The 22,771-nt window shown below is 66.0% G+C and carries 24 protein-coding genes; 11 read left to right on the plus strand and 13 right to left on the minus strand.

Going from position 1 to position 22,771, the window contains the following annotated elements; genetic code table 11:
- The first annotated feature begins 166 nt into the window (after positions 1-166).
- On the plus strand, positions 167-1,597 hold the full coding sequence (locus PRN20_RS07650) for a sigma-54-dependent transcriptional regulator (RefSeq protein ID WP_273956642.1): 1,431 nt from the start codon (positions 167-169) through the stop codon (positions 1,595-1,597).
- Here PRN20_RS07650 and PRN20_RS07655 read toward each other — a convergent pair.
- Both PRN20_RS07655 and PRN20_RS07660 read right to left on the minus strand, forming a co-directional pair.
- Positions 1,594-1,776 (minus strand): hypothetical protein, encoded by a 183-nt coding sequence (locus tag PRN20_RS07655; protein ID WP_273956643.1) that lies wholly within the window; start codon positions 1,774-1,776, stop codon positions 1,594-1,596. The two genes, PRN20_RS07650 and PRN20_RS07655, sit on opposite strands and share 4 nt — an antisense overlap.
- Positions 1,767-2,918 carry a glycosyltransferase gene (locus PRN20_RS07660; RefSeq protein WP_273956644.1) on the minus strand — a complete coding sequence of 384 codons (1,152 nt, stop codon included), beginning with the start codon at positions 2,916-2,918 and terminating at the stop codon, positions 1,767-1,769. The genes PRN20_RS07655 and PRN20_RS07660 overlap by 10 nt, the downstream gene beginning before the upstream one ends.
- A gap of 273 nt (positions 2,919-3,191) precedes the next feature.
- Here PRN20_RS07660 and PRN20_RS07665 point away from each other — a divergent pair, with 273 nt between their 5' ends.
- The 4 genes from PRN20_RS07665 to PRN20_RS07680 all read left to right on the plus strand — a co-directional run bounded on the left by PRN20_RS07665 (position 3,192) and on the right by PRN20_RS07680 (position 7,328).
- Positions 3,192-3,482, plus strand: a complete 291-nt coding sequence (locus tag PRN20_RS07665; protein ID WP_273956645.1) for a co-chaperone GroES — start codon at positions 3,192-3,194, stop codon at positions 3,480-3,482.
- 55 nt (positions 3,483-3,537) lie between these two features.
- Complete coding sequence (groL, locus tag PRN20_RS07670) at positions 3,538-5,178, plus strand: chaperonin GroEL (protein WP_273956646.1); 1,641 nt, start codon at positions 3,538-3,540, stop codon at positions 5,176-5,178.
- 271 nt (positions 5,179-5,449) lie between these two features.
- Complete coding sequence (locus PRN20_RS07675) at positions 5,450-5,674, plus strand: DUF2093 domain-containing protein (protein WP_273956647.1); 225 nt, start codon at positions 5,450-5,452, stop codon at positions 5,672-5,674.
- 118 nt (positions 5,675-5,792) lie between these two features.
- Positions 5,793-7,328: a glycosyltransferase family 39 protein gene (locus PRN20_RS07680; RefSeq protein ID WP_273956648.1), complete on the plus strand. Its 1,536-nt coding sequence runs from the start codon at positions 5,793-5,795 to the stop codon at positions 7,326-7,328.
- Here PRN20_RS07680 and PRN20_RS07685 read toward each other — a convergent pair.
- Genes PRN20_RS07685 through PRN20_RS07705 form a run of 5 tightly spaced genes read right to left on the minus strand, consistent with a single transcriptional unit; the run spans position 7,274 to position 11,868 of the window.
- On the minus strand, positions 7,274-8,575 hold the full coding sequence (locus PRN20_RS07685) for an O-antigen ligase family protein (RefSeq protein ID WP_273956649.1): 1,302 nt from the start codon (positions 8,573-8,575) through the stop codon (positions 7,274-7,276). The two genes, PRN20_RS07680 and PRN20_RS07685, sit on opposite strands and share 55 nt — an antisense overlap.
- Positions 8,572-9,420: a 3-deoxy-8-phosphooctulonate synthase gene (gene kdsA / locus PRN20_RS07690; protein WP_273956650.1), complete on the minus strand. Its 849-nt coding sequence runs from the start codon at positions 9,418-9,420 to the stop codon at positions 8,572-8,574. The genes PRN20_RS07685 and kdsA overlap by 4 nt, the downstream gene beginning before the upstream one ends.
- Positions 9,420-10,061, minus strand: coding sequence for a histidine phosphatase family protein (locus tag PRN20_RS07695; RefSeq protein ID WP_273956651.1), 642 nt, complete (start codon positions 10,059-10,061; stop codon positions 9,420-9,422). Before PRN20_RS07695 ends, kdsA begins: the two co-directional genes overlap by 1 nt.
- Entirely contained in the window at positions 10,058-10,876 is an 819-nt protein-coding gene (kdsB, locus tag PRN20_RS07700) for a 3-deoxy-manno-octulosonate cytidylyltransferase (RefSeq protein ID WP_273956652.1), read from the minus strand. The genes PRN20_RS07695 and kdsB overlap by 4 nt, the downstream gene beginning before the upstream one ends.
- The gene (locus PRN20_RS07705) at positions 10,876-11,868 is read right to left on the minus strand and encodes a KpsF/GutQ family sugar-phosphate isomerase (protein ID WP_273956653.1); all 993 of its coding nucleotides are present in this window, start codon (positions 11,866-11,868) and stop codon (positions 10,876-10,878) included. The genes kdsB and PRN20_RS07705 overlap by 1 nt, the downstream gene beginning before the upstream one ends.
- A gap of 131 nt (positions 11,869-11,999) precedes the next feature.
- Between PRN20_RS07705 and PRN20_RS07710 the strand changes: the two genes are divergently transcribed.
- Complete coding sequence (locus PRN20_RS07710; RefSeq protein WP_273956654.1) at positions 12,000-13,256, plus strand: 3-deoxy-D-manno-octulosonic acid transferase; 1,257 nt, start codon at positions 12,000-12,002, stop codon at positions 13,254-13,256.
- A 2-nt stretch (positions 13,257-13,258) separates the two neighbouring features.
- Here the strand turns inward: PRN20_RS07710 and PRN20_RS07715 are convergent, their stop codons facing one another.
- Both PRN20_RS07715 and PRN20_RS07720 read right to left on the minus strand, forming a co-directional pair.
- Positions 13,259-13,510, minus strand: a complete 252-nt coding sequence (locus tag PRN20_RS07715) for a DUF4170 domain-containing protein (protein ID WP_273956655.1) — start codon at positions 13,508-13,510, stop codon at positions 13,259-13,261.
- The gene (locus tag PRN20_RS07720; protein WP_273956656.1) at positions 13,507-14,352 is read right to left on the minus strand and encodes a 3'(2'),5'-bisphosphate nucleotidase CysQ; all 846 of its coding nucleotides are present in this window, start codon (positions 14,350-14,352) and stop codon (positions 13,507-13,509) included. The genes PRN20_RS07715 and PRN20_RS07720 overlap by 4 nt, the downstream gene beginning before the upstream one ends.
- A gap of 307 nt (positions 14,353-14,659) precedes the next feature.
- Between PRN20_RS07720 and PRN20_RS07725 the strand changes: the two genes are divergently transcribed.
- Complete coding sequence (locus PRN20_RS07725; protein WP_273956657.1) at positions 14,660-15,193, plus strand: DUF6101 family protein; 534 nt, start codon at positions 14,660-14,662, stop codon at positions 15,191-15,193.
- Between the two features lie 145 nt (positions 15,194-15,338).
- On the opposite strand, the gene ubiA is transcribed toward PRN20_RS07725, so the two are convergent.
- The gene (ubiA, locus tag PRN20_RS07730; RefSeq protein ID WP_273956658.1) at positions 15,339-16,274 is read right to left on the minus strand and encodes a 4-hydroxybenzoate octaprenyltransferase; all 936 of its coding nucleotides are present in this window, start codon (positions 16,272-16,274) and stop codon (positions 15,339-15,341) included.
- A gap of 57 nt (positions 16,275-16,331) precedes the next feature.
- Here ubiA and PRN20_RS07735 point away from each other — a divergent pair, with 57 nt between their 5' ends.
- Positions 16,332-17,081: a 16S rRNA (uracil(1498)-N(3))-methyltransferase gene (locus PRN20_RS07735; protein ID WP_273956659.1), complete on the plus strand. Its 750-nt coding sequence runs from the start codon at positions 16,332-16,334 to the stop codon at positions 17,079-17,081.
- Between the two features lie 81 nt (positions 17,082-17,162).
- Entirely contained in the window at positions 17,163-18,527 is a 1,365-nt protein-coding gene (locus tag PRN20_RS07740) for a glutamate--cysteine ligase (protein ID WP_273956660.1), read from the plus strand.
- A gap of 667 nt (positions 18,528-19,194) precedes the next feature.
- On the opposite strand, the gene PRN20_RS07745 is transcribed toward PRN20_RS07740, so the two are convergent.
- Positions 19,195-20,082, minus strand: a complete 888-nt coding sequence (locus PRN20_RS07745; protein WP_273956661.1) for a LysR family transcriptional regulator — start codon at positions 20,080-20,082, stop codon at positions 19,195-19,197.
- 158 nt (positions 20,083-20,240) lie between these two features.
- On the opposite strand from PRN20_RS07745, the gene PRN20_RS07750 reads away from it, so the two are divergent.
- Positions 20,241-20,513: a hypothetical protein gene (locus tag PRN20_RS07750; protein WP_273956662.1), complete on the plus strand. Its 273-nt coding sequence runs from the start codon at positions 20,241-20,243 to the stop codon at positions 20,511-20,513.
- On the opposite strand, the gene PRN20_RS07755 is transcribed toward PRN20_RS07750, so the two are convergent.
- Both PRN20_RS07755 and PRN20_RS07760 read right to left on the minus strand, forming a co-directional pair.
- Positions 20,503-20,850, minus strand: coding sequence for an oleate hydratase (locus PRN20_RS07755; protein WP_273956793.1), 348 nt, complete (start codon positions 20,848-20,850; stop codon positions 20,503-20,505). The genes PRN20_RS07750 and PRN20_RS07755 overlap by 11 nt on opposite strands.
- A gap of 117 nt (positions 20,851-20,967) precedes the next feature.
- On the minus strand, positions 20,968-21,504 hold the full coding sequence (locus tag PRN20_RS07760) for an invasion associated locus B family protein (RefSeq protein ID WP_273956663.1): 537 nt from the start codon (positions 21,502-21,504) through the stop codon (positions 20,968-20,970).
- Positions 21,505-21,831: 327 nt separating this feature from the next.
- Between PRN20_RS07760 and coxB the strand changes: the two genes are divergently transcribed.
- The gene (coxB, locus tag PRN20_RS07765; RefSeq protein WP_337956229.1) at positions 21,832-22,743 is read left to right on the plus strand and encodes a cytochrome c oxidase subunit II; all 912 of its coding nucleotides are present in this window, start codon (positions 21,832-21,834) and stop codon (positions 22,741-22,743) included.
- Positions 22,744-22,771: the final 28 nt, after the last annotated feature.

Below are 22,771 nucleotides of genomic sequence, written 5' to 3' on the forward strand. Positions count from 1 at the left end.
CCCATTCATAACACCGCCCCCCTCCTGCCGAAAGGCTTGCCGCGTCCTGCCGGGAAACTATCCCCGCCCTTTGCGCGCCAGCCCACGGTCTGGCGGGAACGGTTTGTTTACCCACTTCGTCAACACTCCGTTGGTCATACGGCCGCCCCCAGGGAGTCCCGAATTCATGTCCGCGCCCGGCACCGGCTCCAGTCCCGACGCCCGGTTCCTGCTGGTCGATCGCGATAGCGCGACGGCCGGGGCGCTTCTCGATTCCCTTTTGTCCTGCCTCGTGGCTGCCCCCACCGTCGCCGAGGCCCGCAGCGGGCGGCAGGCGACCGACCTTCTCCGCTCCGAACGCTTCGACGTGCTGCTCGTCGATCTCGGCAGCGTGGGCGACCTGTCGCCCCAGTTCGAGGACGCGGTTTCGCGGCTCGTGCGCCTGTCCTCGGGCGCGCTCGTGATCGCGCTGTCCGACGGCGCCTCGGTCAGCGCCACCCTGTCGGCCCTGCGCGCCGGCGCCCACGATCATTTCGTCCGTCCGATGGGTGGGCGCGCCTTTGCCACCCGCATGGCCGAACTCGCCTCGCGCCACGGCAAGAGCCTCGCGCTTCAACTGCGCGGCGAGGAGCACGCCGGCCGTTTCGGCAGGCTCGTCGGCGCCTCCAGCCAGATGCAGGTGGTCTACGAGCAGATCGGCCGTGTCGCCGGCTCGACCGCCCCGGTGTTCATCACGGGCGAGCCCGGCACCGGCAAGGACATCTGCGCGGAGGCCCTGCACGAGTTCTCGCCGCGCGCGCATCGGCGTTTCGTCGCCGTCGACTGCGGGGCCGTGCCGGCGCACATGATGGAGGCCGAGCTCTTCGGCATCGCGGGCGGCGCCATCGCCGGCGCGGGCGAGGACCGCAAGGGCGCCGCCGAGATCGCCGATGGCGGCACGCTCTTCCTCGACGAGATCTCGCACATCGACCTCAGCCTTCAGGGCAAGCTGCTCAAGTTCCTGCAGACCGGCACCATCAGCCGGGTAGGGGAGTCGGGTGTCCGCCAGCTCGATGTCCGGCTCATCTGCGCCACCAATCGCAACCCGATGGAGCTGATCGCGGAGCGCAGGTTCCGCGAGGACCTGTTCTACCGGCTGCACGTGCTGCCCGTTCACCTGCCGCCACTGCGCCAGCGCTCCGGCGACGCGCTGGCCCTCGCGCAGCACTTCCTCGATCGCTTCGCGGCCCAGGAGCACAAGCGCTTCGACGGCTTCGCGACCGACGCAGCGGGGCAACTGGCCGCGCGCGAGTGGCCCGGGAACGTCCGTCAGCTCGAAACGCTGGTCCACCGGCTCGTCGTCATGTTCGACGGCGGCGAAGTCGATAACGCCATGCTCGCCGCGGCCGATCTCGATGCACCCGCGCCGGCCACGACCGCACCGCCGCCGGTCATGCTCATGCGCCGGCCTGCCGTGCTGCCGATGTGGCAGCAGGAGCAGCGGATCATCGAGGAAGCCATCGCCAGCTTCGGCGGCAATATCTCGCTTGCCGCCCAGGCGCTCGAACTCAGCCCCTCGACCATCTACCGCAAGCGCCAGACCTGGGCCGAGCTGGAAGGCAAGCGAGGCGCGGCTTAGCCCTTCGCCAGCTTGTCGCGGGCCTTCTTGGCCGTGGCAAAGGCGCGGGCTTCCTCGCCGAGCGCCGAGCCCTTCTTCACGATGGTGCCGCTGGAATCGACCAGCGACCAGTCCCATTTGGTGTTGGGGCCCACGCCGCCAGTGCGCCGCAGTTTGATTTCGAGTTCTGTCAGCGCCACGTGAACACCCTTGTGACCGAGTAATTGAAGACCACGCTCATCAGCACGCCGAGGAGGCCCGCCAGATAGAACTGGCCGTCGAAGGCATAGATCCAGCTGGCAACTGAGACGTTGGCCAGGGCGCCGATAGAGCAAACCGCGTAAAAGCTCAACAGCCCGCTGAGGTAGCGCCAGCCCCTGAGCTTCTTGTTCGCATAGGTCAGCTCGTTGTTGAGCACGAAGTTGAACGTCATGGCGACCACCGTCGCCAGCGCCTGCGCCCAGAAGAAGTTGAAGGCGAACTGCTCGTGCGCCAGCCACAGCGTGCCCATGTGGACAACCACGCCGAAGCCACCCACCAGCCCGAACAGCAGGAAGCTGGTCGGCAGAAGTCCGCGGCTGAGCTTGGAAACGACGAGCCCCAGGAACTGGACGACGACCAGCGAACTCATCTTGCTTTCGCCCGCATGGCGCGGCCGGAAGGTGTAGGGCACCTCGGAAATGCGCAGCTCGCGGCCCTGCCGGGCATGGGTGCGCCCGGCCGAGACGATGATGTCGAGCAGGATTTTGAAGCCCTCGTCGCTGAGCGAAGGTGCGATCTCGTCGAAGATCTCGCGGCGCATCAGGAAGAAGCCGCTCATCGGATCGCTCAGGGCCTTGCCGGTGAGGATGCCGGAGAGGCGGGTGGCCAGCTTGCTGCCGGCCTCGCGGGTCCTGGAGAGGCCACCGCCGACGCTGCCCTCGTCGCCATAGCGGGTGCCGACGACGATGTGGTCGCCGGCGCGTGCCTTTTCGAGCATGTGCGGCAGGATGGTCTCGTCGTGCTGCAGGTCCGCGTCGATGACGGCGAAGTAGGGGGCCGCGCTGGCGAGGATGCCCTCGATGACCGCGGAGCTCAGTCCGCGCCGGCCGATGCGATGGATCGCGCGGACATTCTGGTGCTGGCGCGCCATCTCGCGCACCACCTCGGACGTTCCGTCGGGCGAGTTGTCGTCGACGACGATGAATTCGAATGGCGTGTCGCCGAGCGCCGCCGTGACCTTCTCGTAGAGGAGGCCGACATTGTCGCGCTCGTTGTAGCTGGGGACGATGATCGCGAGTTCGGGGGCAACCCAAGGCTCGGGCGATTTCTTCGCGTAGGTGTCGAACTGAACGACGCTCACGTCGGCTCCGGTGGTTTGTCGGCTTGGCACTACTGCCAGCAGCGCGGCTTGGCAACGTAGCATCGCGGCAGTTTACGGTTTCTATCGGGCCGCAAACGCGCCCCACGCCTGCCGGTTGCATGTCTCTGTCATGCGGCAGCGCTATGCTCGGATTCTCGGTGGCGGCCAACTTGACTCGTTCCGGACCCCCTCCTATATCCCGGGTCAGCTGGTTAGCACTCCTCGCGTTTGAGTGCTAACAGTGCGAGTTCATCGAGGCTTATAGGAGCAAAAATGGCTTTCCGTCCTCTGCACGACCGAGTGGTCGTCCGGCGCGTCGACAGCGAGGAAAAGACCGCTGGCGGCATCATCATCCCAGACACCGCTAAGGAAAAGCCCTCCGAGGGCGTCATCGTGTCCGTGGGCCCCGGCGCCCGCGACGAGTCCGGCAAGATTGTTCCGCTGGACGTCAAGGAAGGCGACCGCATCCTCTTCGGCAAGTGGAGCGGCACCGAGGTCAAGCTCAACGGTCAGGATCTCCTGATCATGAAAGAGTCCGACATCATGGGTGTGATCACCGCGTAAGGCTTGTGCCTCTCACGGTTTCCCCCTTTCAAACGTAACGTAAGGAGCGCCTCCAATGGCTGCTAAAGACGTAAAGTTCTCCACCGATGCCCGCGACAAGATGGTCCGCGGCGTCAACATCCTCGCCAACGCGGTGAAGGTCACGCTCGGTCCGAAGGGCCGCAATGTCGTGATCGACAAGTCGTTCGGCGCCCCGCGCATCACCAAGGACGGCGTCACCGTCGCCAAGGAGATCGAGCTCGAGGACAAGTTCGAGAACATGGGCGCCCAGATGCTGCGCGCCGTGGCCTCCAAGACCAACGACATCGCCGGCGACGGCACCACCACCGCGACCGTTCTCGGCCAGGCCATCGTCAACGAAGGCATCAAGCTCGTTGCCGCCGGCATGAACCCGATGGATCTGAAGCGCGGCATCGATCTCGCCGTCGCCGAAGTCATCGAGAACCTCGCCAAGGCCAAGAAGACCATCTCGTCCAACTCCGAAGTTGCCCAGGTCGGCACCATTTCGGCGAACGGCGAGACGGCCATCGGCGACATGATCGCCAATGCCATGCAGAAGGTCGGCAACGAGGGTGTGATCACCGTCGAGGAAGCCAAGACCGCTGAGACCGAGCTCGACGTCGTCGAGGGCATGCAGTTCGACCGCGGCTACCTGTCGCCGTACTTCGTCACCAATGCCGAGAAGATGACCGCCGTCCTCGAGGACCCGGTGATCCTGCTCCACGAGAAGAAGCTCTCCAACCTGCAGGCTATGCTGCCGGTGCTCGAGGCTGTCGTTCAGTCCCAGCGTCCGCTGCTGATCATCGCCGAGGACATCGAGGGCGAGGCTCTGGCCACGCTCGTCGTGAACCGTCTGCGCGGTGGCCTCAAGGTCGCTGCCGTCAAGGCTCCGGGCTTCGGTGATCGCCGCAAGGCCATGCTCGAGGACATCGCGATCCTCACCGGCGGCCAGGTGATCTCGGAAGACCTCGGCATCAAGCTCGAGAACGTCACGCTCGACATGCTCGGTACCGCCAAGCGCGTGGAAATCTCCAAGGAGAACACCACGATCGTCGACGGCGCCGGCTCGAAGGCCGACATCGAGGGTCGCGTTGCGCAGATCAAGTCGCAGATCGAGGAAACCTCCTCGGACTACGACAAGGAGAAGCTGCAGGAGCGTCTCGCCAAGCTCGCCGGCGGCGTCGCCGTGATCAAGGTTGGTGGTTCGACCGAAGTCGAGGTGAAGGAGCGCAAGGACCGCGTCGACGACGCGCTGAACGCCACCCGCGCCGCGGTTGAAGAAGGCATCGTGCCGGGCGGCGGCGTCGCGCTGCTGCGCGCTGCGAACGCCATCACCGTCAAGGGCGGCAACGCTGACCAGCAGGCCGGCGTGAACCTCGTCAAGCGCGCTCTCCAGGAGCCCGTCCGCCAGATCGCCAACAACGCTGGCGATGAAGGCTCGGTCGTGGTCGGCAAGATCCTCGAGAACTCCTCGGCCAACTTCGGCTACAACGCCCAGACCGGCGAATATGGCGACATGGTTGCCATGGGCGTGGTCGACCCGGTGAAGGTCGTCCGCACCGCGCTGCAGGACGCTGCCTCGGTTGCCTCGCTCCTCATCACCACCGAGGCCATGATCGCCGAGCTTCCCAAGGAAGCTGCTCCGGCCATGCCGGGCGGCGGTGGCATGGGTGGCATGGGCGGCATGGACTTCTAAGAAGTCCGGCCCAGCCGACAAGATCAGGCCTTCTCGCGAAGGTCACGAACGGGAGGGCGGTCCTTGCGGGCCGCCCTTTCGTTTTGGCGGATTTCAGATATCGTCTTCGCCGATCCGGATCATCTTCACGGTGCCGTGCCGCCCCAGCATCGCCACTCTGGTGCCCTACGGATGAATGACCGCGGAGCGCGGCATTCAGAATCCGGTCAGGATCGAGCAGTTTCCAAGGCAGCCGAACTGACCTATATGAGTTCCAGACGCGAGCGAGACGATGAACATCTTCGACAAGAGCTTCAGCCCTTCGGAAGCGCAGTTGCGCTACCTCGATGCCGATTATGTCGTACTGCGCCCCGGCAGCTTCGTCCGCTGCGCCATCACCGGCACACCTATCCCCTTGGACGAGCTGACTTATTGGAACGTCGACCGCCAGGAGCCCTACCTGAACGCCGAAGCGGCATACACGGCCCACCAGCGCCACGGCATACCGGCCCGCTGATTGTGCCGGGGAATTCCCCGGTCGTATTCCTGAGGAGCGCGGGAAGGTATTCCGAACAGCGCAGTTCCGTGTTCTACGTGCGCCCAAGACGGTTCCTCGCCCCAACCAACAGGCCCGCATGACCGCAGCGACAGATACCAACATTCCGTTCGGGACGACCCTGCAGCGGGGCCTCAACGGTGCGGAACTGTTCACAGCCGCCGTTCTGGCGGCGACGTTACTGGCCAAGCTCTGGGTGGTACTCGGCGTCGGACTTGATGGCGACGAGGCCTACTACGCCATGTGGTCGGCCTACCTGTCACCCGGCTATCTCGACCACCCTCCCGGCATCGCCGTTGCCATTGCCGCCGGGCGGTTGCTGGCCGGCGACACGGTGTTGGGCGTGCGCCTGCTTCCCCTGGTCTTCGGCCTGGTCACGCTGCTGGCCCTCTATCGCACGACGCGGCTGCTGGTTCCCGGTCGAACTCCTGCTGCGCTCGCAGTGGCCTGGTATTGCCTGAGCGGGCAGGCTGCCCTCAGCCTCGTCGCCACACCGGATTCCCCCTCGATCCTGTTCTGGATGCTGTCGCTCTGGGCCGCTGCCGAGGCCGTCACGGCCAAGCGCCCGACATGGTGGCTGCTGGTCGGCGTGTTCGCCGGGGCGGGGCTCGCATCCAAGTACACGAACGCATGGCTGGGCGTGGGACTGGTGCTCTACCTGCTCGCAACGCCCGAGGGGCGCCGGCAGTTCGGCCACTGGCAGCTCTGGGCCGGCGGGGCCCTCGCGCTTGCCGTGTTCTCGCCGGTGCTCTGGTGGAACTATCAGCACGACTGGCGCTCGTTCCTGTTTCAGGGGGCGCGCATCACCAGCACAGAGTCGGGACGGGGCAACCTGACGCTCGAGTTCCTGGTCAGCCAGGCCGCGTTCATTGGGCCTGTGATGCTCGTGTGCGCGCTGCTCGCCATCGTCGGCTACTTCTTCGGCCTGGGCAGGCGGCAGGGCGCCGACCTTGCGCTGCCAGTGCTGACCACATTGCCGCTTCTGGGCTACTTTCTCTTCCACTCACTCCACTCAAGGGTCGAGACCAACTGGACCCATCCGATCGCTCCGGTGCTTGCGCTGCTGGGCGTAGCCTTCGTCTGCCTGTTGCCGAGGGCGCGAGGGTGGCTGGTGCCGGTGGCGACGGCCGCTCATGCGATCATTGGCGTCTCCGTGATCGCCTTCATCTACGTGCAGGCCGTGCTCCATCCGCTCAATCTCGGCGCGGTGGACCGAACGGGCCTGCTGCGCGGCTGGGAGGGGGTCTCGACCGGCGTCCGCGAAGCCGCCGACGCCGCGGGGGCGAAGGTGATCTGGACCGAGGCGAGCTACCAGGTGACGGGCGAGCTCTTTTTCCACGGCCGCGCCGAGGGCGACCCGCGCCCGGTTCGCGACATTGTCCAGCACGAGCGCTACGACTTCATCCCGCCCGGCGAGCGCTTCCCGGCTGAAATGCCAGCGGTGCTTGTCCGGCGGGCAGCTTCACCACAGGCTGCGGTGGAACTGAGCCCACGGCCCGAGTTCGGGGTCTCGCGCCTCGTGGCGGTTGTACCGCGCGATGATGGGCACAGACGCGAATACTACGCGGTTTTCGCGGTTTCCGAGCCGACGGCGGCCTTCCCCGGCACGGACTGACCGGCGGCCCCGTGCTTGGGCTGGGCCGCCAGGCTCAGGATCGCCATCGTTATGAACGCGTACTGCACGGTGTGGAACTCGAACCCGATCATGATGATCGTGAGCTGGAACACCGCGTAGCCGCCGCACAGCGTCAGCGCCATGTAGAGCCGGGCCGCGAACTGCGGGTCGCGCGGGGTCCTGAGGACGGCGACTAACGGCGCGACTGACAGGATGAGGAAGCTTGCGATGCCCGGCAGACCTGCCCCGACTGCAAAGCTGATCAGGCCGTTGTGCAATTGCCTGAACCCCAGCATGGTCTCGACCATGTCCTTGGGCACGTACGGTATGATCGCCGGTACCATGTCGAGCCAGCCATAGCCCACCAGGGGCGAGTGCTGGAACGCCTGCCAGGCTCCCCAGTACATCACGAGCCGTTCCTTGGTCGGGGCGTCTACTTCGCCCCCGAACACGGCTTGCCCCGAGGCGAAGAAGGCATCGATCGCCCTGCTGTATCCAAGCTGCCCTGCAACGACGAGGGCGGCCGCACCGAGCACAAGGCCGCCCAAGGCAATTGCGACGACGAACTGGCGACGCTTTGCCTGCACGAACGCGAAACAGAACAGGAGTAGCGCCAGGACCGGCAGGGCAAGCAGAGCGCCGCGCGTGCCGCTCAGGAGGACCGCGACCGTCCCGATCACCGGGCCAGCGAGAAGCCACCAGGCGGTCCTTGTAGCGGACCCCCGCACGAACAGGCCCGCTGGTGCGAGAAAGCCCAGCAGCAGCGCCGTGTCCGCGAAATGGAACGCGCTCATCAGCGGCTGTCCGGCCCGATCCAGGCCAAGCACGACGACCTGCACGAACGCGACGACGAGGGCGATGCTGGCCCCGGCCAGCGACAGCCAGCTGATCATGGCGGCGCCGTCGACGCTCGCGAAGCGCTCGAGCTGCCACCGGAAGGGGATGGCGAGCAACAGGGGCAGGAAGTTGATCGCGAACAGCAGGTCGCGCGGCTCTTCGGCCGTGAACATGAAAGCGAACGACGGCAAGGCTGCCGCCGCGACAAACAGCAGGTCTATCGGGTTGGAACTGCGCGCCCTGAACGCATCGCGTATCGTTGGCGTGGCGAGTGCAGCGAGCGCACCGAGGAAGATGAAATAGGTCGTCAGCCTTCCCGCGATGCAGGGAAGGGCAAACAGAAAGACGATGACGCCCCAGGAGGCGAACCGGACATAGGCGGGCGCCTCGGCTCTGACCTCGGTGTTCATCCCGTCGTGACCCGGCTCTTCGCGATCGCGTCGAGTGCCTTGAGTTCGGCGACGAGCCCTTCGATCTGGTCGAGCGGAATCATGTTGGCGCCGTCTGACGGCGCGTTGTCCGGGTCTTCGTGCGTCTCGATGAAGACGCCCGCGACGCCTACGGCCACCGCCGCCCGCGCCAGGACCGGCGCATACTGCCGTTCGCCGCCCGAGGACTCGCCGCGCCCGCCGGGCTGCTGCACCGAGTGCGTCGCATCGAAGATCACCGGCTTGCCGGTTTCGGCCATGATCGGCAGGCCGCGCATGTCGACCACCAGCGTGTTGTAGCCGAAGCTGGTACCGCGCTCGGTGAGGAGCACGCCCGATGCGCCGGCTCCATCCAGCTTCTTGGCAACGTTCTTCATGTCCCAGGGCGCCAGGAACTGGCCCTTCTTGACATTCACCACCTTGCCGGTCGCGGCGGCGGCGACGAGCAGGTCGGTCTGGCGGCTCAGGAACGCCGGGATCTGGAGGATATCGGCCACCTCGGCGACGGGCGCGCACTGCTCGCGCTCATGGACGTCGGTGGTGACCGGCAGACCCGTCTCAGACTTCACCGCCTCGAGGATGCGCAGCGCCTCATCGAGGCCGAGCCCGCGATAGCTCGCAGAGCTCGTGCGGTTGGCCTTGTCGAACGACGACTTGTAGACCAGCGGGATACCTTGCCGGTCGGCGAGTCCTGCGAGAAAGCTCGCGGTCTTGAGGGCGTGATCGCGGCTCTCGATTACGCAAGGCCCCAGGATGAAGGCGAGCGGAAGCGTCGACCCGAAACCGACGCGGCCGCCCCTGGACGCGTCGATGAAAACCTGCTGCATCAAAACAAACCTTTGTCGCCGGGTGTCTCCCCCGGCCTTGCATTCCAACCAACAAGATGGAAATCGGCAACGTCGCCGACCTCGACCAGACCATAACTTCCGGTCCGGAATTTGGCGCTCGCCCGGTTATCCCCAACCTTGAGGCCGAGCGCCGCCAGAGCGAACCGCGCCGCACCGTTGCTGGTGACCAACAGAATCGTGCCGTAGGGCAGTTCCTCCGCGACCCGCTCCACGAATTCCCGCCACGCCGGAACGCGCCATTGCGCCCCAACTTCCCAGCCCTCGGGGGCTATCCACTCTGTATCCCACAGCGTGATGGCGTCGTTACCCAAACGCGCAATTACGTCGGCCTCCAGCTGGCCTTCGTCGGGACCATGATCGATCTCGGTGAGAAAGCTCGCCGTCTCGACCGGTATTGCCTGCTCGGCGACGATGAGCTCCGCAGTGCGGCGGGCGCGCTGCAGCGGGCTGGTGAGCACGCGATCAAAACGCACGCCGTTGGCCTCGAAATGTCGGGCCAGGGCCTTTGCCTGTTCCTCACCGGCGGCGGTGAGCGGGAGATCGGTTCGGGACCCGATCCGGCGCGGTGGCTCGTCCGCCTCGAAGGTGTTGCCATGGCGGACGATAACCAGCCTGGTCATGACCGCCAGTCCACGAAGGGGTCGCCATGCTCGGCGATGAGGCGTACGGCGCGCTCGACGTCTGAAGGGCTGTCGACGCCGCTCATCGTGATCCGCGCCGGCGCGACGACGATGGCGCGAATATCGAGGCCGAGCTCGATCAGCCGCAGCTGCTCCAGTCCCTCGAGCTGCTCGTAGTGCGATTGCGGCGCGGCCTCGAATGCCTCGAGCGCCGGCACGCGGTAGCAGTAGAGGCCGATATGCTGCAGCACCGGCGACAGTTCCGACTGCTGGCGGAGATCGCTCTCCTTGCGCATGTAGGGGAGCACCGACTTCGAGAACCACACGGCCCTTCCGTCGGCGGCCCGGATGCAGGTCGTGCCGCTGGCCGGTGTCGTCCGCTTGTGCGCCACCAGCGCATCGAGCCGTGTCCAGTCGAGCTGGACGACCGGTGTCGTGACATCGGCGCTGGAGTTGCGAGCCGCGCGCATGATCTCCACCAGGTGAGCCGGTGAGGTAAACGGCGCATCGCCCTGCAGGTTCACCACCAGCCCGGCGCTGCGGCCGGTAGCCTTAAGGGCCGCCAGCGCCCGCCCCGAACCCGAGCTGATGTCGGGCGAGGTCATCACCGTCTCGAGTCCAAGCTCCCGGGCCTTGGCGAGGATGCGCTCGTCATCGGTGGCGACGACCACGTCGGTATCGTCTACCGCGCGTGCCGCCGCCATCGCCACGCTCGCGACACGCTCGAGGAGGGCACGCCCGGCGATGGGATGCAGCGGCTTTCCGGGAAGTCGCGTCGAGCCATACCGCGCCGGGATGACGATGAGGTCGCGCACTAGACGAGCCCGACGCGCAGGCAGTCGTGCAGGTGGACGATGCCGACGGGCTTGCCGTCGTCGACGGCGAAGATTGCGCTGATCCTGGGCGTGAGCGTCGTCATCTGCCGCAGTGCCTCGCTGAGCAGCGAGTCCGGGCCAATGACCCTGGGGCTGACGGTCATCACCTCGCCGGCCGTCTGCTGCAACAGGCCATCGGCCATGTGCCGGCGCAGGTCGCCGTCGGTGATGATGCCGAGCAAGGTGCCCGCCGCATCGAGAACGCCGGTGCAGCCAAAACCCTTGGAGGTCATCTCGAGGATCGCGTCGGCGACCGAGGAGCCGGCAGTGACGAGCGGCAGCCGCTCGCCGCCATGCATGACCTCTCCCACCGTGAGCAGCGCACTGCCAAGCGTACCGCCGGGGTGGAACACGTGAAAATCGGCGGCCCGGAACCCGCGGCGACGCAGCAGCACCACGGCAAGGGCATCGCCTAGCGCTGCCATCATCGTGGTCGAGGTCGTGGGAGCCGCAGTGATATCGCAGGCCTCGGGCGCGTCGGGCAATTGCACGACGATGTTGGCCGCCTGTCCCAGGCGCGAGGCCGGGCGGGCCGTGACGAGGGCCAGCGGAATGTCGAAGCGGACGCAGTAGTTGGCGAGTGCCTCGAGTTCGGCGGTGTCGCCGGACTTCGAGAACATCACCACCACGTCGGCGGTGGTGATCATGCCGAGGTCGCCATGACTGGCGTCGCCGCCATGAACGAACTGCGCCGGAGTACCCGTCGAGGCCAGCGTTGCCGCGACCTTGCGCGCGATATGCGCACTCTTGCCGACGCCCGAGAGCACGACGCGTCCGGGCGCGCGCTGGATCAATTCGGCCAGGGCGACGAAGGACCCGTCGAGCGTGGCGGCCAGTGCCTCGAGCCCCTGCGTTTCGAGGCGAATGGCGGCACGCGCCTCGTCGAGGCTGACTTGCTGCACGCGTGCGTCGATGGCGATGGGATAACGCACCTGTGGGCCCGGTCCGCGGCTGGCTGAGGACATGGCGGCTGGCTTAGCAGCAATTGGCAAAACCTAGCAAGGTTGTGCGGCGCCACCGGCCGGGCTAGTGACGGGTTGAACTTGAATGGAGGCCTCCGGGCTTGGGCAGGGGCGTACCGATAGCCTGGAAAGCCTATGGCGCGCTGCTTTCGGCCGCCTCATGGCTGCACTATGCCGTGTTCTCCCGCTTCGGGCGCAGCGACGAGGGCGGGGTCGAATGGTATCGCCAGCGGCTGCGCCCGCTGCTGCCTCAGGCGGCGCACGGCCGCCGCATCTGGATCCACGCGGTCTCGGCCGGGGAGAGCAAAGTGGCCGAACTGTTGCGCCAGCGCCTGCTCGATCGCGCGCCGGGTCTGTCGGTAGTCCTCTCGGCCACGACCTATTCGGGCTACGCGCGCGTCAAGGCAGTTGCCGGAGACAGCTCCAGCTTCATCATGCCGCTCGATACGCTCGAGGCCCAGCGCCGCGTCTTCGAAACCGTCCGAGCCGATCTGCTCATCCTTGTGGAATCCGAGTTCTGGCCGGCCCAGTTCGAGGCAGCGGCCGAGGCCGGAGTGCCGGTGCTGGTGGTCAACGCGACGATGTCGCCGCGCAGCTTCGCCCGCCACAAGCGCAATCCCGCTATCGCACGGCGAACCATTGCCCGGGCGCGCCGGATCTATCCGCAGGATCACGCGATTGCCGATCGCTTTACGGCGCTCGGCGTGCCCAGGGACCGGATCGAGGTGCTCGGCAACCTGAAGCTGGTGGCCGCACGCCCGGCGCCGGTTGGTGCGAAGATGGGGCCACCACTGGTCGCCTTCGGCAATGTCCATCGCGACGAGATCGACGGCCTCGCACCCGCCATCGCCTCGCTTCGCCGGCGGCGTCCCGATGTCCGGATTGTTCTCGTCCCACGCTACCCCGGCCGAACGCCGGGCGAGGTTCTGAGCGCGAGCTTTGGGGCCGACCTCCAGAGCATCGACAAGGTCGGTGATCTCGCAGCGGCCGGGCCGCTGGTCTGGCTCGACGAAATGGGAACGCTGGCCGACGTCTATGCGCGGGCCACGATCGGCGTCGTCTGCGGGACCTTTGACGCCTCCATCGGTGGCCATGACCTCAGCGAGCCGCTGCATCTGGGCGCTGCTGCGGTCTACGGTCCGCATGTCGAGCGCCAGAAACCGCTGCATGCGGCCTTGTCGGAAATCGGCTGCGCGACGCAGGTTGCGGCGGCCGTTCAGCTGCCGGATGCAGTTATCCAATTGCTCGAGAACGAGCCGCGCCGCCGCCTGATGGTCGAGGCGTTCAGCACCGTGTCGCGCAATGCCGAGGCGAGGCTCGACGGTCTCGCGACGAGCCTCGTGCAGCTGTTGCGCTGAGCCTACTCGTCGTCTTCTTCGGGGTTCAGCAGCCGGTGCAGGTGAACCACGAAATAGCGCATCTCGGCATTGTCGACCGTGAGTTGCGCCTTCTGCTTCCAGACAGCATGCGCGGCGGCATAATTGGGATAGACGCCGACGAGATCCACGGCATCCAGGTCCTTGAAGGTCACCTCGGCGCCCTTCTCCAGTTCGCCTCCGATGACGAGGTGCAAGAGCTGCTGCTTGGGTTCGGCCTTTTTGGCTTTGCTCACGGCTTGAGACGCTCCAGATCGACTTCCTGTGGCTGCGGGCAGCCATAGACTTTGACCAGCGCCGCATGTAACGGCGCTTTTAGCGAAGCCTCGCCCAGCGCCGCAAGGGCACCATGCCGAATTTCGGGGCGATTGAAACGCAGGACACCTATGCAGACATCCTCGATCGGCACCCCGGCCTCGCCGAGGATGCAGGCTGCGCCCGCGATGTCCCAATCCAGCGCGCCCCGGCGTGCCACGGCGGCGTCGAGCTTGCCGGTCGCCACCTGCACCAGCCGGTAGGCCAGCGACGGATATGCGGGTCCGCGCGCGTACTCGAGCCCGGAGGATTGCAGTTCCTGGTGCACGGCTCCCGGGGCCGGAATGAGCGGCGCCGTACGGCCGGGATGGCGGACTCGCGTCAGCGGCTTGCCGTTGAGGCGGGCGCCTTCGCCCTGCGCGGCGTCATACATCTCGTCGCGCGCCGGTGCGTAGACCACCCCGGCTATCGGGATGCCATCCTCGACCACCGCCAGCGACACCGTCCAGCTGTCTTCGCCGCGGATGAAGCCGCGCGTGCCGTCGATGGGATCGACGACGAAGACGCGGCGGTGGCTCAACCGGTCGGCCGTGTCGACGCTCTCCTCGCTGAGCCAGCCGTAGCCGGGCCGGGCAGCGAGCAGCGTTGCGCGCAGGTAGTTGTCGAGGACGATGTCCGCCTCGCTCACCGGCGAGGCGTTCTCCTTGGTCCAGGTCTTGAGGTCCCGGCGGAAGTAACCGGCCGCGATGATGCCTGCGGTGACGGCGGCCGACCTCAGCAGTTCGCGGTCTTCGGCGGCAGTGGTCGCAGTCGCAATCGTCATTGCGTTTCCGAAAGGAGGCAGAGTTGCGGTGCTTCTAGGCGCAACGCGGGGCAGGAACAAGGCCTGCCCGCCTATGCGGGAGGGCCCGTGCGGCACATACGCGTTGTCTGCCTGTGCTTGGTTAAGCGGCCGACACTTCATGCGCTTAATGGGGCGTTACACCCGGTGACACCCCGCTAACCTTGCGCAAAACAACCTAAACTTAACTCAGTTTCTTAAGCGGCGGGGCAAGGGGGCGCGACTAGATTGGCGTCATCAAAGAGGGCGGGACCAAACAAGCTCTCGAAAGTTGACAGGAAGGCTTACCATGCAGGGTCGTGTTGGGATCGACGGATCGTCGGTAATCATGCTGTTTGGCGAGGGCCGTACCCCCCGCACCCGTCCGCTCACCGCCCGTCACTTCGGGCCGGCCAACGACAACGGCCCCTCTGAGCCGGTGAAGACCGTCACCGTGCGTCGCACGCTCGAAAAGAGTGGTGTCGCCATCAAGGTGAAGGTGCCCGTCCAGGAATTCATCGGTGTCGCAGTTTCCACCTCCATCACGGAGGAGGGTGTCCTTTCCAGCGCCATCGAGCTCGTTCATGGCGACCCGGACCTCAACTATCGCGTGTTCGAGGAGGCGGGTAACGCCAACGTCGTGGCCGAGTGGCAGAACTGGGGCAAGAAGCTCCGGCTCCCGCTCTACATCAAGGCCGGCGACGGCAACTTCCTGCCCTATTCGCAGACGGTCGATGGCGTCGCCCTTGGCGCCCATCACGAGCGCCGCCGCCTCGCCGCCGAAGCAGCCCGTCGTCCGCGCTTCCTCAACCGCCGCAAGCCGGGAGAGGGCGCCGCCTCCTGATGCAACTTTTCCGGCCTAGCGCCGTTCATTTTCCATAAGCCGACAGCGATCCCATGCACGTTTGAACTGTCGGAAACTCGTAGCGACCTCCAAACTCAGCTCGAGCCGGGGCTGGTCCGAAAGGACCGGCCCCGCATCTTTTTTGTCAGATCACGACTTCGAGCAGCAGGGCCGCCGTGAAGGCGAGACCCACCCAATGGTTTGCCCTGAACCGGACGAGGGCATTGCCCGCGTCCCTGGGGTGGAGCGTCCAGATCTGCCAGCCGAGAATTCCAACCGGCACAAGCATGGCGAGGAGGAACGCCGCGCCGGCTCCGATCATCAGTGCGGCCGCGATCCAGAGTGCGACCGTCGCCACGTAGAACAGCGCGACGATCATTCGGGCGCGCCGCCCGAACAGCCGGGCCGTCGAGCGCACGCCGATCAGCGCGTCGTCCTCGATATCCTGCAGCGCGTAGATCGTGTCGTAGCCGATCGTCCACAGGATCGCGCCGGCATAGAGTATCAGCGGTGGCAGGGACAATGAGCCGGTCTGCGACGTCCAGCCGATCAGCACGCCCCAGTTGAAGGCGAGCCCGAGGAAGAACTGCGGCCACCAGGTGACCCGCTTCATGAACGGGTAGATGGCGACCAGCACCAGCGAGGCGACGCCCAGGAGCACGGTCGTGCTGTTGAACTGCAGCAGCACCACCAGCCCCACGAGCGACTGCGCGACGAGGAACAGCGCCGCCTGACGCTTGGTGACCTGTCCCGAGGGGATCGGGCGCGAGCGCGTGCGGGCCACCTTCATGTCGATGTCGGTATCGACGATATCGTTGAAGGTGCAGCCAGCCCCCCGCATCGCCACCGATCCGATGAGGAACAGGAACAGCGCCCAGAGGTCGAACCCGCGTGCGGGCTCGGCCAGCGTCGCCAGCGCGAGGCCGAAGCCGCAGGGCCAGAACAGCAGCAGCAGGGGAATCGGCCGGTCCCAGCGCGCCAGCCGCGCATACGGCTTCAGCCATTCCGGCGCATAGGTATCCACCCAATTGCCGCGTTGGGCGTCTGCAACCGCATCTCTTGGCTTGCCGGGGCTTTGCATCCTGCCTCCACTGTGACGTAATGGCGGTTCGGCCATCCTTCAGTCACGCGTACCACGATGCCCAGATCGCACAAGACCTTGCCTCGCCTGTTCGTCGAGGCGCCGCTCGGCGCTGGTGCGCAGCTCGAAATGGGGCGGGACCACACCAACTACCTGCTGACTGTCCTCCGCATGAAGAAGGACGAGGCGTTGATCGTCTTCAACGGACGCGATGGCGCCTGGATGACCAAGATCGTCGATGACCACCGGAAGGGCGCAACGATCGAGGTCGTGGTCCAGACCCAGCACCAGACGCCGAAGTCCGACCTGTGGTTCGGCTTCGCGCCGCTGAAAACCGGACGCCTCGACTACCTCGTGCAGAAGGCGACCGAGATGGGGGCAGGGGTGATCCAGCCGGTCATCACGCGCTACACGCAGGTGCAGAAGCTGCGGACGGACAAGCTGGTCGCCAACGTCATCGAGGCGGCCGAGCAGTGCGAAGTGCTGACGGTCCCTACCGTCGCCGATGAAGTTGCGCTGCCCGACCTGCTTTCGAACTGGCAGCACGAGCACGGCCTGCGCCGCCTGATCCTGTGCGACGAGAGTGCCCCAGCCGCTTCTCCGGAGCGGCGGCTGCGTGATCTCGATGGCCTGCCGGTGGGCCTGCTCATCGGTCCGGAAGGTGGATTCTCCGACGAGGAGCGCCAGCTTCTGCTCGCCCAGAACTTCGTCATCCCCATCAGCCTGGGGCCGCGCATCCTGAGGGCCGACACCGCCGCCGTGGCCGCGCTGGCCGTCGTTCAGGCAATCATCGGCGATTGGCGATAAAGCCATTGCATTCGGAGCGCGGCTCAGTATTGTCCGCCGCGCCCGGCCAGGAGCCCGGCAGTTCTGCCTGTTGGAGTGCCCATGGCCGGCGAAGAAGACGCACCGCTTATTGAATCGCGGGCCGACCTGATCGAGGTCATGGCCGTGGGCGGCAAGCCCCGATCCGAATGGCGCGTCGGCACCGAGCACGAAAAGCACGTCTACCGCAAAAACCCGATCCGCCCGGTTCCCTATGCCGGCGACGACGGTGTCCATGCGCTTCTCACGGGCATCGAAGGCCGCACCGGCTGGCATCCCTTCTTTGATCGCGGCAACCCGATTGGCCTGCGCAACCTCGGCGCCGTCGGCGGGATCTCGCTCGAGCCGGGCGGTCAGTTCGAGCTGTCGGGTGCTCCGCAGCTGACGATCCACGATGCCGCTGCCGAACTCGATGCGCATCTCGAGGATTGCCGGGTCATCGGCGGCCCGCTCAACATCCATTTCCTCGGCCTCGGCGTCACCCCGCTCTGGTCGGTCGCCGAGATCCCCGCCATGCCGAAGTCGCGCTACGGCATCATGACCAGGTACATGCAGGAGGTCGGCACCCTCGGCACCTCGATGATGTATCGCTCGGCCACCGTGCAGGCGAACCTCGATTTCTCCGACGAAGCCGACATGGTCAAGAAGCTGCGCGTCTCGCTGGCGCTGCAGCCCATCGTCACCGCGCTCTTCGCCAACTCGCCCTTCGTCGACGGCAAAACCTCGGGCTACCTGAGCTTCCGCTCGCACATCTGGCTCAACACCGATCGCGCCCGCACCGGCATGCTGCCCTTCGCTTTCGAAGACGGCTTCGGTTTTGATCGCTACGCCGAGTACGCACTCGACGTGCCGATGTACTTCGTGATCCGCAAGGGCGAGTACATCAACGTCGCCGGCGAGAGCTTCCGCGCTTTCATGCAGGGCAAGCTCCCGCAGCTGCCCGGCGAGCGCCCGACCGTCAAGGACTGGGAGAACCACCTTTCGACCCTCTTCCCCGAGGTCCGGCTCAAGCAGTTCCTCGAGCAGCGCGGCGCCGACATGGGCGATCGCGGCCACGTCCTGGCGCTCGCCGCCATCTGGACCGGCCTGCTCTACGACAGCGAGTCCCTCGATGCCGCCTGGGACCTCGTCAGCGACTGGACGGATGCCGAGCGCCAGACGCTCCGCGACGAAGTCCCCCGCACCGCCATCCACACTCCGTTCCGCGGCGGCACCGTCGCCGATATCGCCCGGCTGGTGGTCGATCTCGCCGACGACGGCCTCCGCCGCCGCAAGCATCTCGCCAACGGCAAGGACGAGACCATCTTCCTCGATCCGCTCAACGAGACCCTCGACCTCGGCAAGACCCAGGCCGAACGCTGGCTCGACAAGTACAATGGCGAGTGGGCCGGCGACCTGACCCGGATCTTCGACGAAGCCGAGATGTAGGCCATGCCCTCGGCACCGAACGTGCTGATACATCCGACAGCCACGCGGCTTCGGAGTTCTCAAAGAGCGCATCTCCCGGAAGGGAGATGAAGCGGGGCCGGCGAGGCGCTGGCCTCACGCGGGTAGTCCGCAGATGAAACGAGGCTCGCGCCTCGCCGGCCGGCCGGGGTTTTGGGCTTATGGCACGATGGCTCGGGCGCATCCCGTGCCGCATCGCGAGGAACGTGTCGGCTGCGAACGGCCGGAATCCACCGAACCGCCCCGCCTCTGCGGCTGCCTCATGCGTGGCAGCCTTGTCCCCTGAACCAGCCTGCATTCGGATGGCTCCTGCGTGATAGCGGCGTCCCCGGCGAACCGGTTCATGCCGTCGTGCTTTCGGCCTGATGGCGGACGACTCCACCACCACCCGGTCTCCCCTGCACCAACCACTCGTCATGATCTCGCTTCGGTGCAGCGGACGGGGCGAGAATCGCACGGGTGTGGGGGTGGGGGGACAAGTCGGTTCGTGGGCGTGATTGCTGCGAGGTGTGAGCGTGGGGCGCACCCCCTCCCGGCCTCCCCCGTCGAGGGGGAGGTGAAGGGGGCGTGGCGCGAAGGTGCCCGAGCACCGGGCGGCACCCTCCCCTTGGCGGGGAGGGGTGAGCAGCGGGCTCGATGGGGTCGGCAGTTACTCCGCCGCCATCGGCAGGCTGTCCTTGCCGTCGAGGTTGCCCATGGAGGCGACGATGTGGCTGGCGAGGGCGTCGTAGATGCCGCCATAGGCGTGGCTGGCCCGCATGATGGCGATTTCGGCGTCGCGCAGGCGGGGCAGATCGCGGTCTTCGGCGATGACGCGCATGCCGGGCTGGAGCGCGCTCTCGGGCAGGAAGCCGACGGCGAGGTCGGTGAGGACGGCGCTGGCGATGGCCGTGGCGTTGGACGAGGTATAGGCGACGCGGTAGTCGCGGCCGATGCGGTTCAGCACCTCGATCGCGTTTTCCTTCCAGCAGCAGTGGAGGCCCCCCGCGATCGGGAGCGGGTCCGTGGCCAGTGCCTGTCCGCCATGCGAGGCGACCCAGAACATCCGCTCGGTGCGGAAGAGCTCGCCATACTCGTGGTTGGTGCCCTGGGTGAAGACGACGAGGTCGTACTTGCCCTTCTTCATGCCATCGAGGAGTTCTTCGGACGGCTGGCAGCGCACGTCGACGACGATCTTGGGGTGGGTGCGCTGGAAGCTCGAGAGGATCACCGGCAGGAGGCGCACGGCGTAGTCGTCCGGGACGCCGAAGCGGATCGACCCCTTGAGGTCGCCATCCGAGAAGACGTCGACGATTTCGGCATTGATGCGCAGCATGCGCCGCGCCCGCGCATACAGCGCCTCGCCATGCTCGGTGAGCGCAACGCTGCGCCCGTCACGCGTAAAAAGCGGCTGGCCGAGCCGTTCTTCCAGGCGCTTGATCTGCATGGAGACGGCCGACTGCGTCTTGTTCACGCGCCTTGCCGCCTCGGTGAAGCTGCCGCAATCAGCGATGGCGCAGAAGCTCTGCAACTGGTCGAGATCGAGGGGAGTTGTCATTCCGGTCTCCATCACGAAATTTGATGAACTGAATGAAATCTATTTGTTGGACGAATGGAAGGCAAGGGCGCATATCGGCGTCCATCGGCGATCGACGATCGCTTCCGCCCGCCGGGCGTCTCCCCCTCGCCCGGCCCTGAACACCTTGGAGAAGGACCATGGTCCACTTGCTTTCGAGCGAGCGGCCGTCGCTGGCTGCCGCGTCTACCCATCCGCTGCGCGCCTTTGCCAACTGGCTGGTCCAACTCCGCGCCAAACGCGCCCGGCGCGTCGCCCTCGAGACGCTGCTCGAATACGATGTCCATCGCCTCAATGATCTCGGGATCAACCGGCAGGATCTGTTCGAGGCTCTCGATACGCCCAGCCGGCGCCCTGGCCTGACCCTGGCCCACAGGCGGGCCGAGAGCTCACGCAATTGGCTCAACCCCTGAGTTGAGCCTCCGAAATGGTACGATCCCCAGGTTGTACCATCTCCGGCTGGTCCACCCACCAGCCTGTTTCCTGATGAACTGCCGGGTCCGAGTCTCCGTCGCGGATGACCGACCCGGCTTTTTTCAGGCGAACGACGAGCGGACGGTCCTCGATGGCCCGCCGCTCGAACTGGGCATCGATATAGGGCATCTGCACGGTCGTGACCTTGGTGGTGCGGCGCACTTCGTCGGCGATATCGCCGAAGCCGAGGTGGCCCAGCAGCTCATCGAGGATTTCCCGACCGGTGCAATCGTCCATCGCCTTGTTGACGTAGTTGCCGGCGACATCCCCGAACAGCGAGAAGCCCTATAGCGTATAGGTGTCGGGCTCCGGCGATCGTGAACGCATCCCGACAGCAGCCGGGATCATTCAAGGAAAAGCTGATCGAATCTGTCGCGGATGCCGGCGCAGGTCCTACGGCAGCTGGGCGAAGCCGTCGCCGAAGCCGTTGAGCGAGACAGGGATGCCGATACCTTCCTCGGGCGTCTTGAACACAGAGAAGATTGCGCTCTTGCCGTTGGTCAGCTTGCCGATGAGCTCGTCATCCAGCACCACCTCGGCGACGCAGCCATTGGGCAGGCAGCGCACGAAGGCGACGCGGCCGATATTGGCGCCATCTATATTGAGGCCCAGCCCATTGGGCAGCAGCACGCCGAGCGGGGCGAGCACGCGGAGCAGCCGCGCCTGCTTGTCGGCAGTCTTGAGGACAATGACGGACAGGCCGACATTGGGCTGGTCCTCGGCCGACACGTTCTGGATCAGCGCGCACTGCTCGAAACTCGCGCCCGGCGGCGTGTCGCAGCTCATCTGCCAGTCGCCGTACTGGGCCTTGACCACGCCCTGCGCGAGGGCAGGGGCCGCGTTGAGGCCGAGTGCGAGGCCGAGCACGGCAAGGCCGCGAACCAGAGTGCCGATGAGGGGTTGCTGCACCAATCCACCTATATGTGTCATTGCGAATCCCCTGCCAGCGAAGAATCGACTCCTTAGTCGGCTGGCCCCGGATCGCTGTCAACACGCCGGAACGTGCCGTACTTGCGCCGGATACACACCCTCAATCAAGGCGAGGGTGAGGCGTGGCCCGAAATCGGACGGCGATGCCTTTTGACGCACGCATGCGACGGCGGCCAAGAATTGCCTTGGGCCGACCGATGTGGTTTAGACACGTTCCAAGTTTCAGCGCTCCGAGGTTGAGTCGGGGCGGCGTTGTGCTATGCCGCATTTGTCACCTCAACCCAGCGCTAGAATACCGGACCAGACCGATCTCAAGGGGGTTTTTAGGTGACCGGCAAACTAAAGAGTTCGATTGGCTCGCTGGGGGCCGCAGCCCTCGCGCTTCTGCCTGTGGCTGTCATGGCGCAGGAGCAGCCGGGCCATCCGGTGCCGGGGCAGATCAGCCTGCAGCCCTCCGTGACGCCGATCATGGATTCGATCACTGCGTTCCACGACGGTCCGCTGATGATCACCATCACGGCCATCACCGTTCTGGTGCTCGTCCTGCTCGTGATCGTGATCGTACGGTTCAACGCCAAGTCGAACCCCACGCCCTCCAAGACCACGCACAATACCCTCATCGAGATTGTCTGGACGGTGGTCCCGGTGCTGGTCCTCGTGATCATCGCCATTCCGTCGTTCGCGGTGCTGACCGATCAGCTCACCGTCCCCGATGGACAGCGCAAGTACCTGGGCTCCAACATCTTCTCGCTTGGCAATGAGGAAGTCCCGGCTCCCGAGCTGACCGTCAAGGCGATCGGCCAGACCTGGTACTGGGATTACGAGTACGTCGATCAGGGCAAGACGTTCACGTCTTCGATCCTCAACGAAGAGCAGCGCCTCGCGCAGAAGCCGAACCAGCCGCGCCTGCTTGCGGTCGACTACGAGCTGGTCGTGCCGGTCGATACGACCGTGCGCCTGCAGGTCACCGCCGATCCGGTCGGCGTCATCCACGCCTTTGCGCTGCCCTCGTTCGGCATCAAGATCGACGCCGTGCCCGGCAAGCTCAACGAAACCTGGTTCAACGCCAGGAAGACCGGCATCTACTACGGCCAGTGCTCGGAGCTGTGCGGCAAGGACCATGCATTCATGCCCATCGGCATCCGCGTGGTGAGCAAGGAAGAGTTCGCGGCCTGGATGGCTGCCTACCAGGCCGGCTCGCTCGACGACGCCAACGCCACCCTGCCGGCAATCAGCTAAGGACCCGCGCGCGGGTCCACGACCTGGC

The organism is Devosia sp. ZB163, assembly GCF_028613635.1.
GTDB lineage: Bacteria > Pseudomonadota > Alphaproteobacteria > Rhizobiales > Devosiaceae > Devosia_A.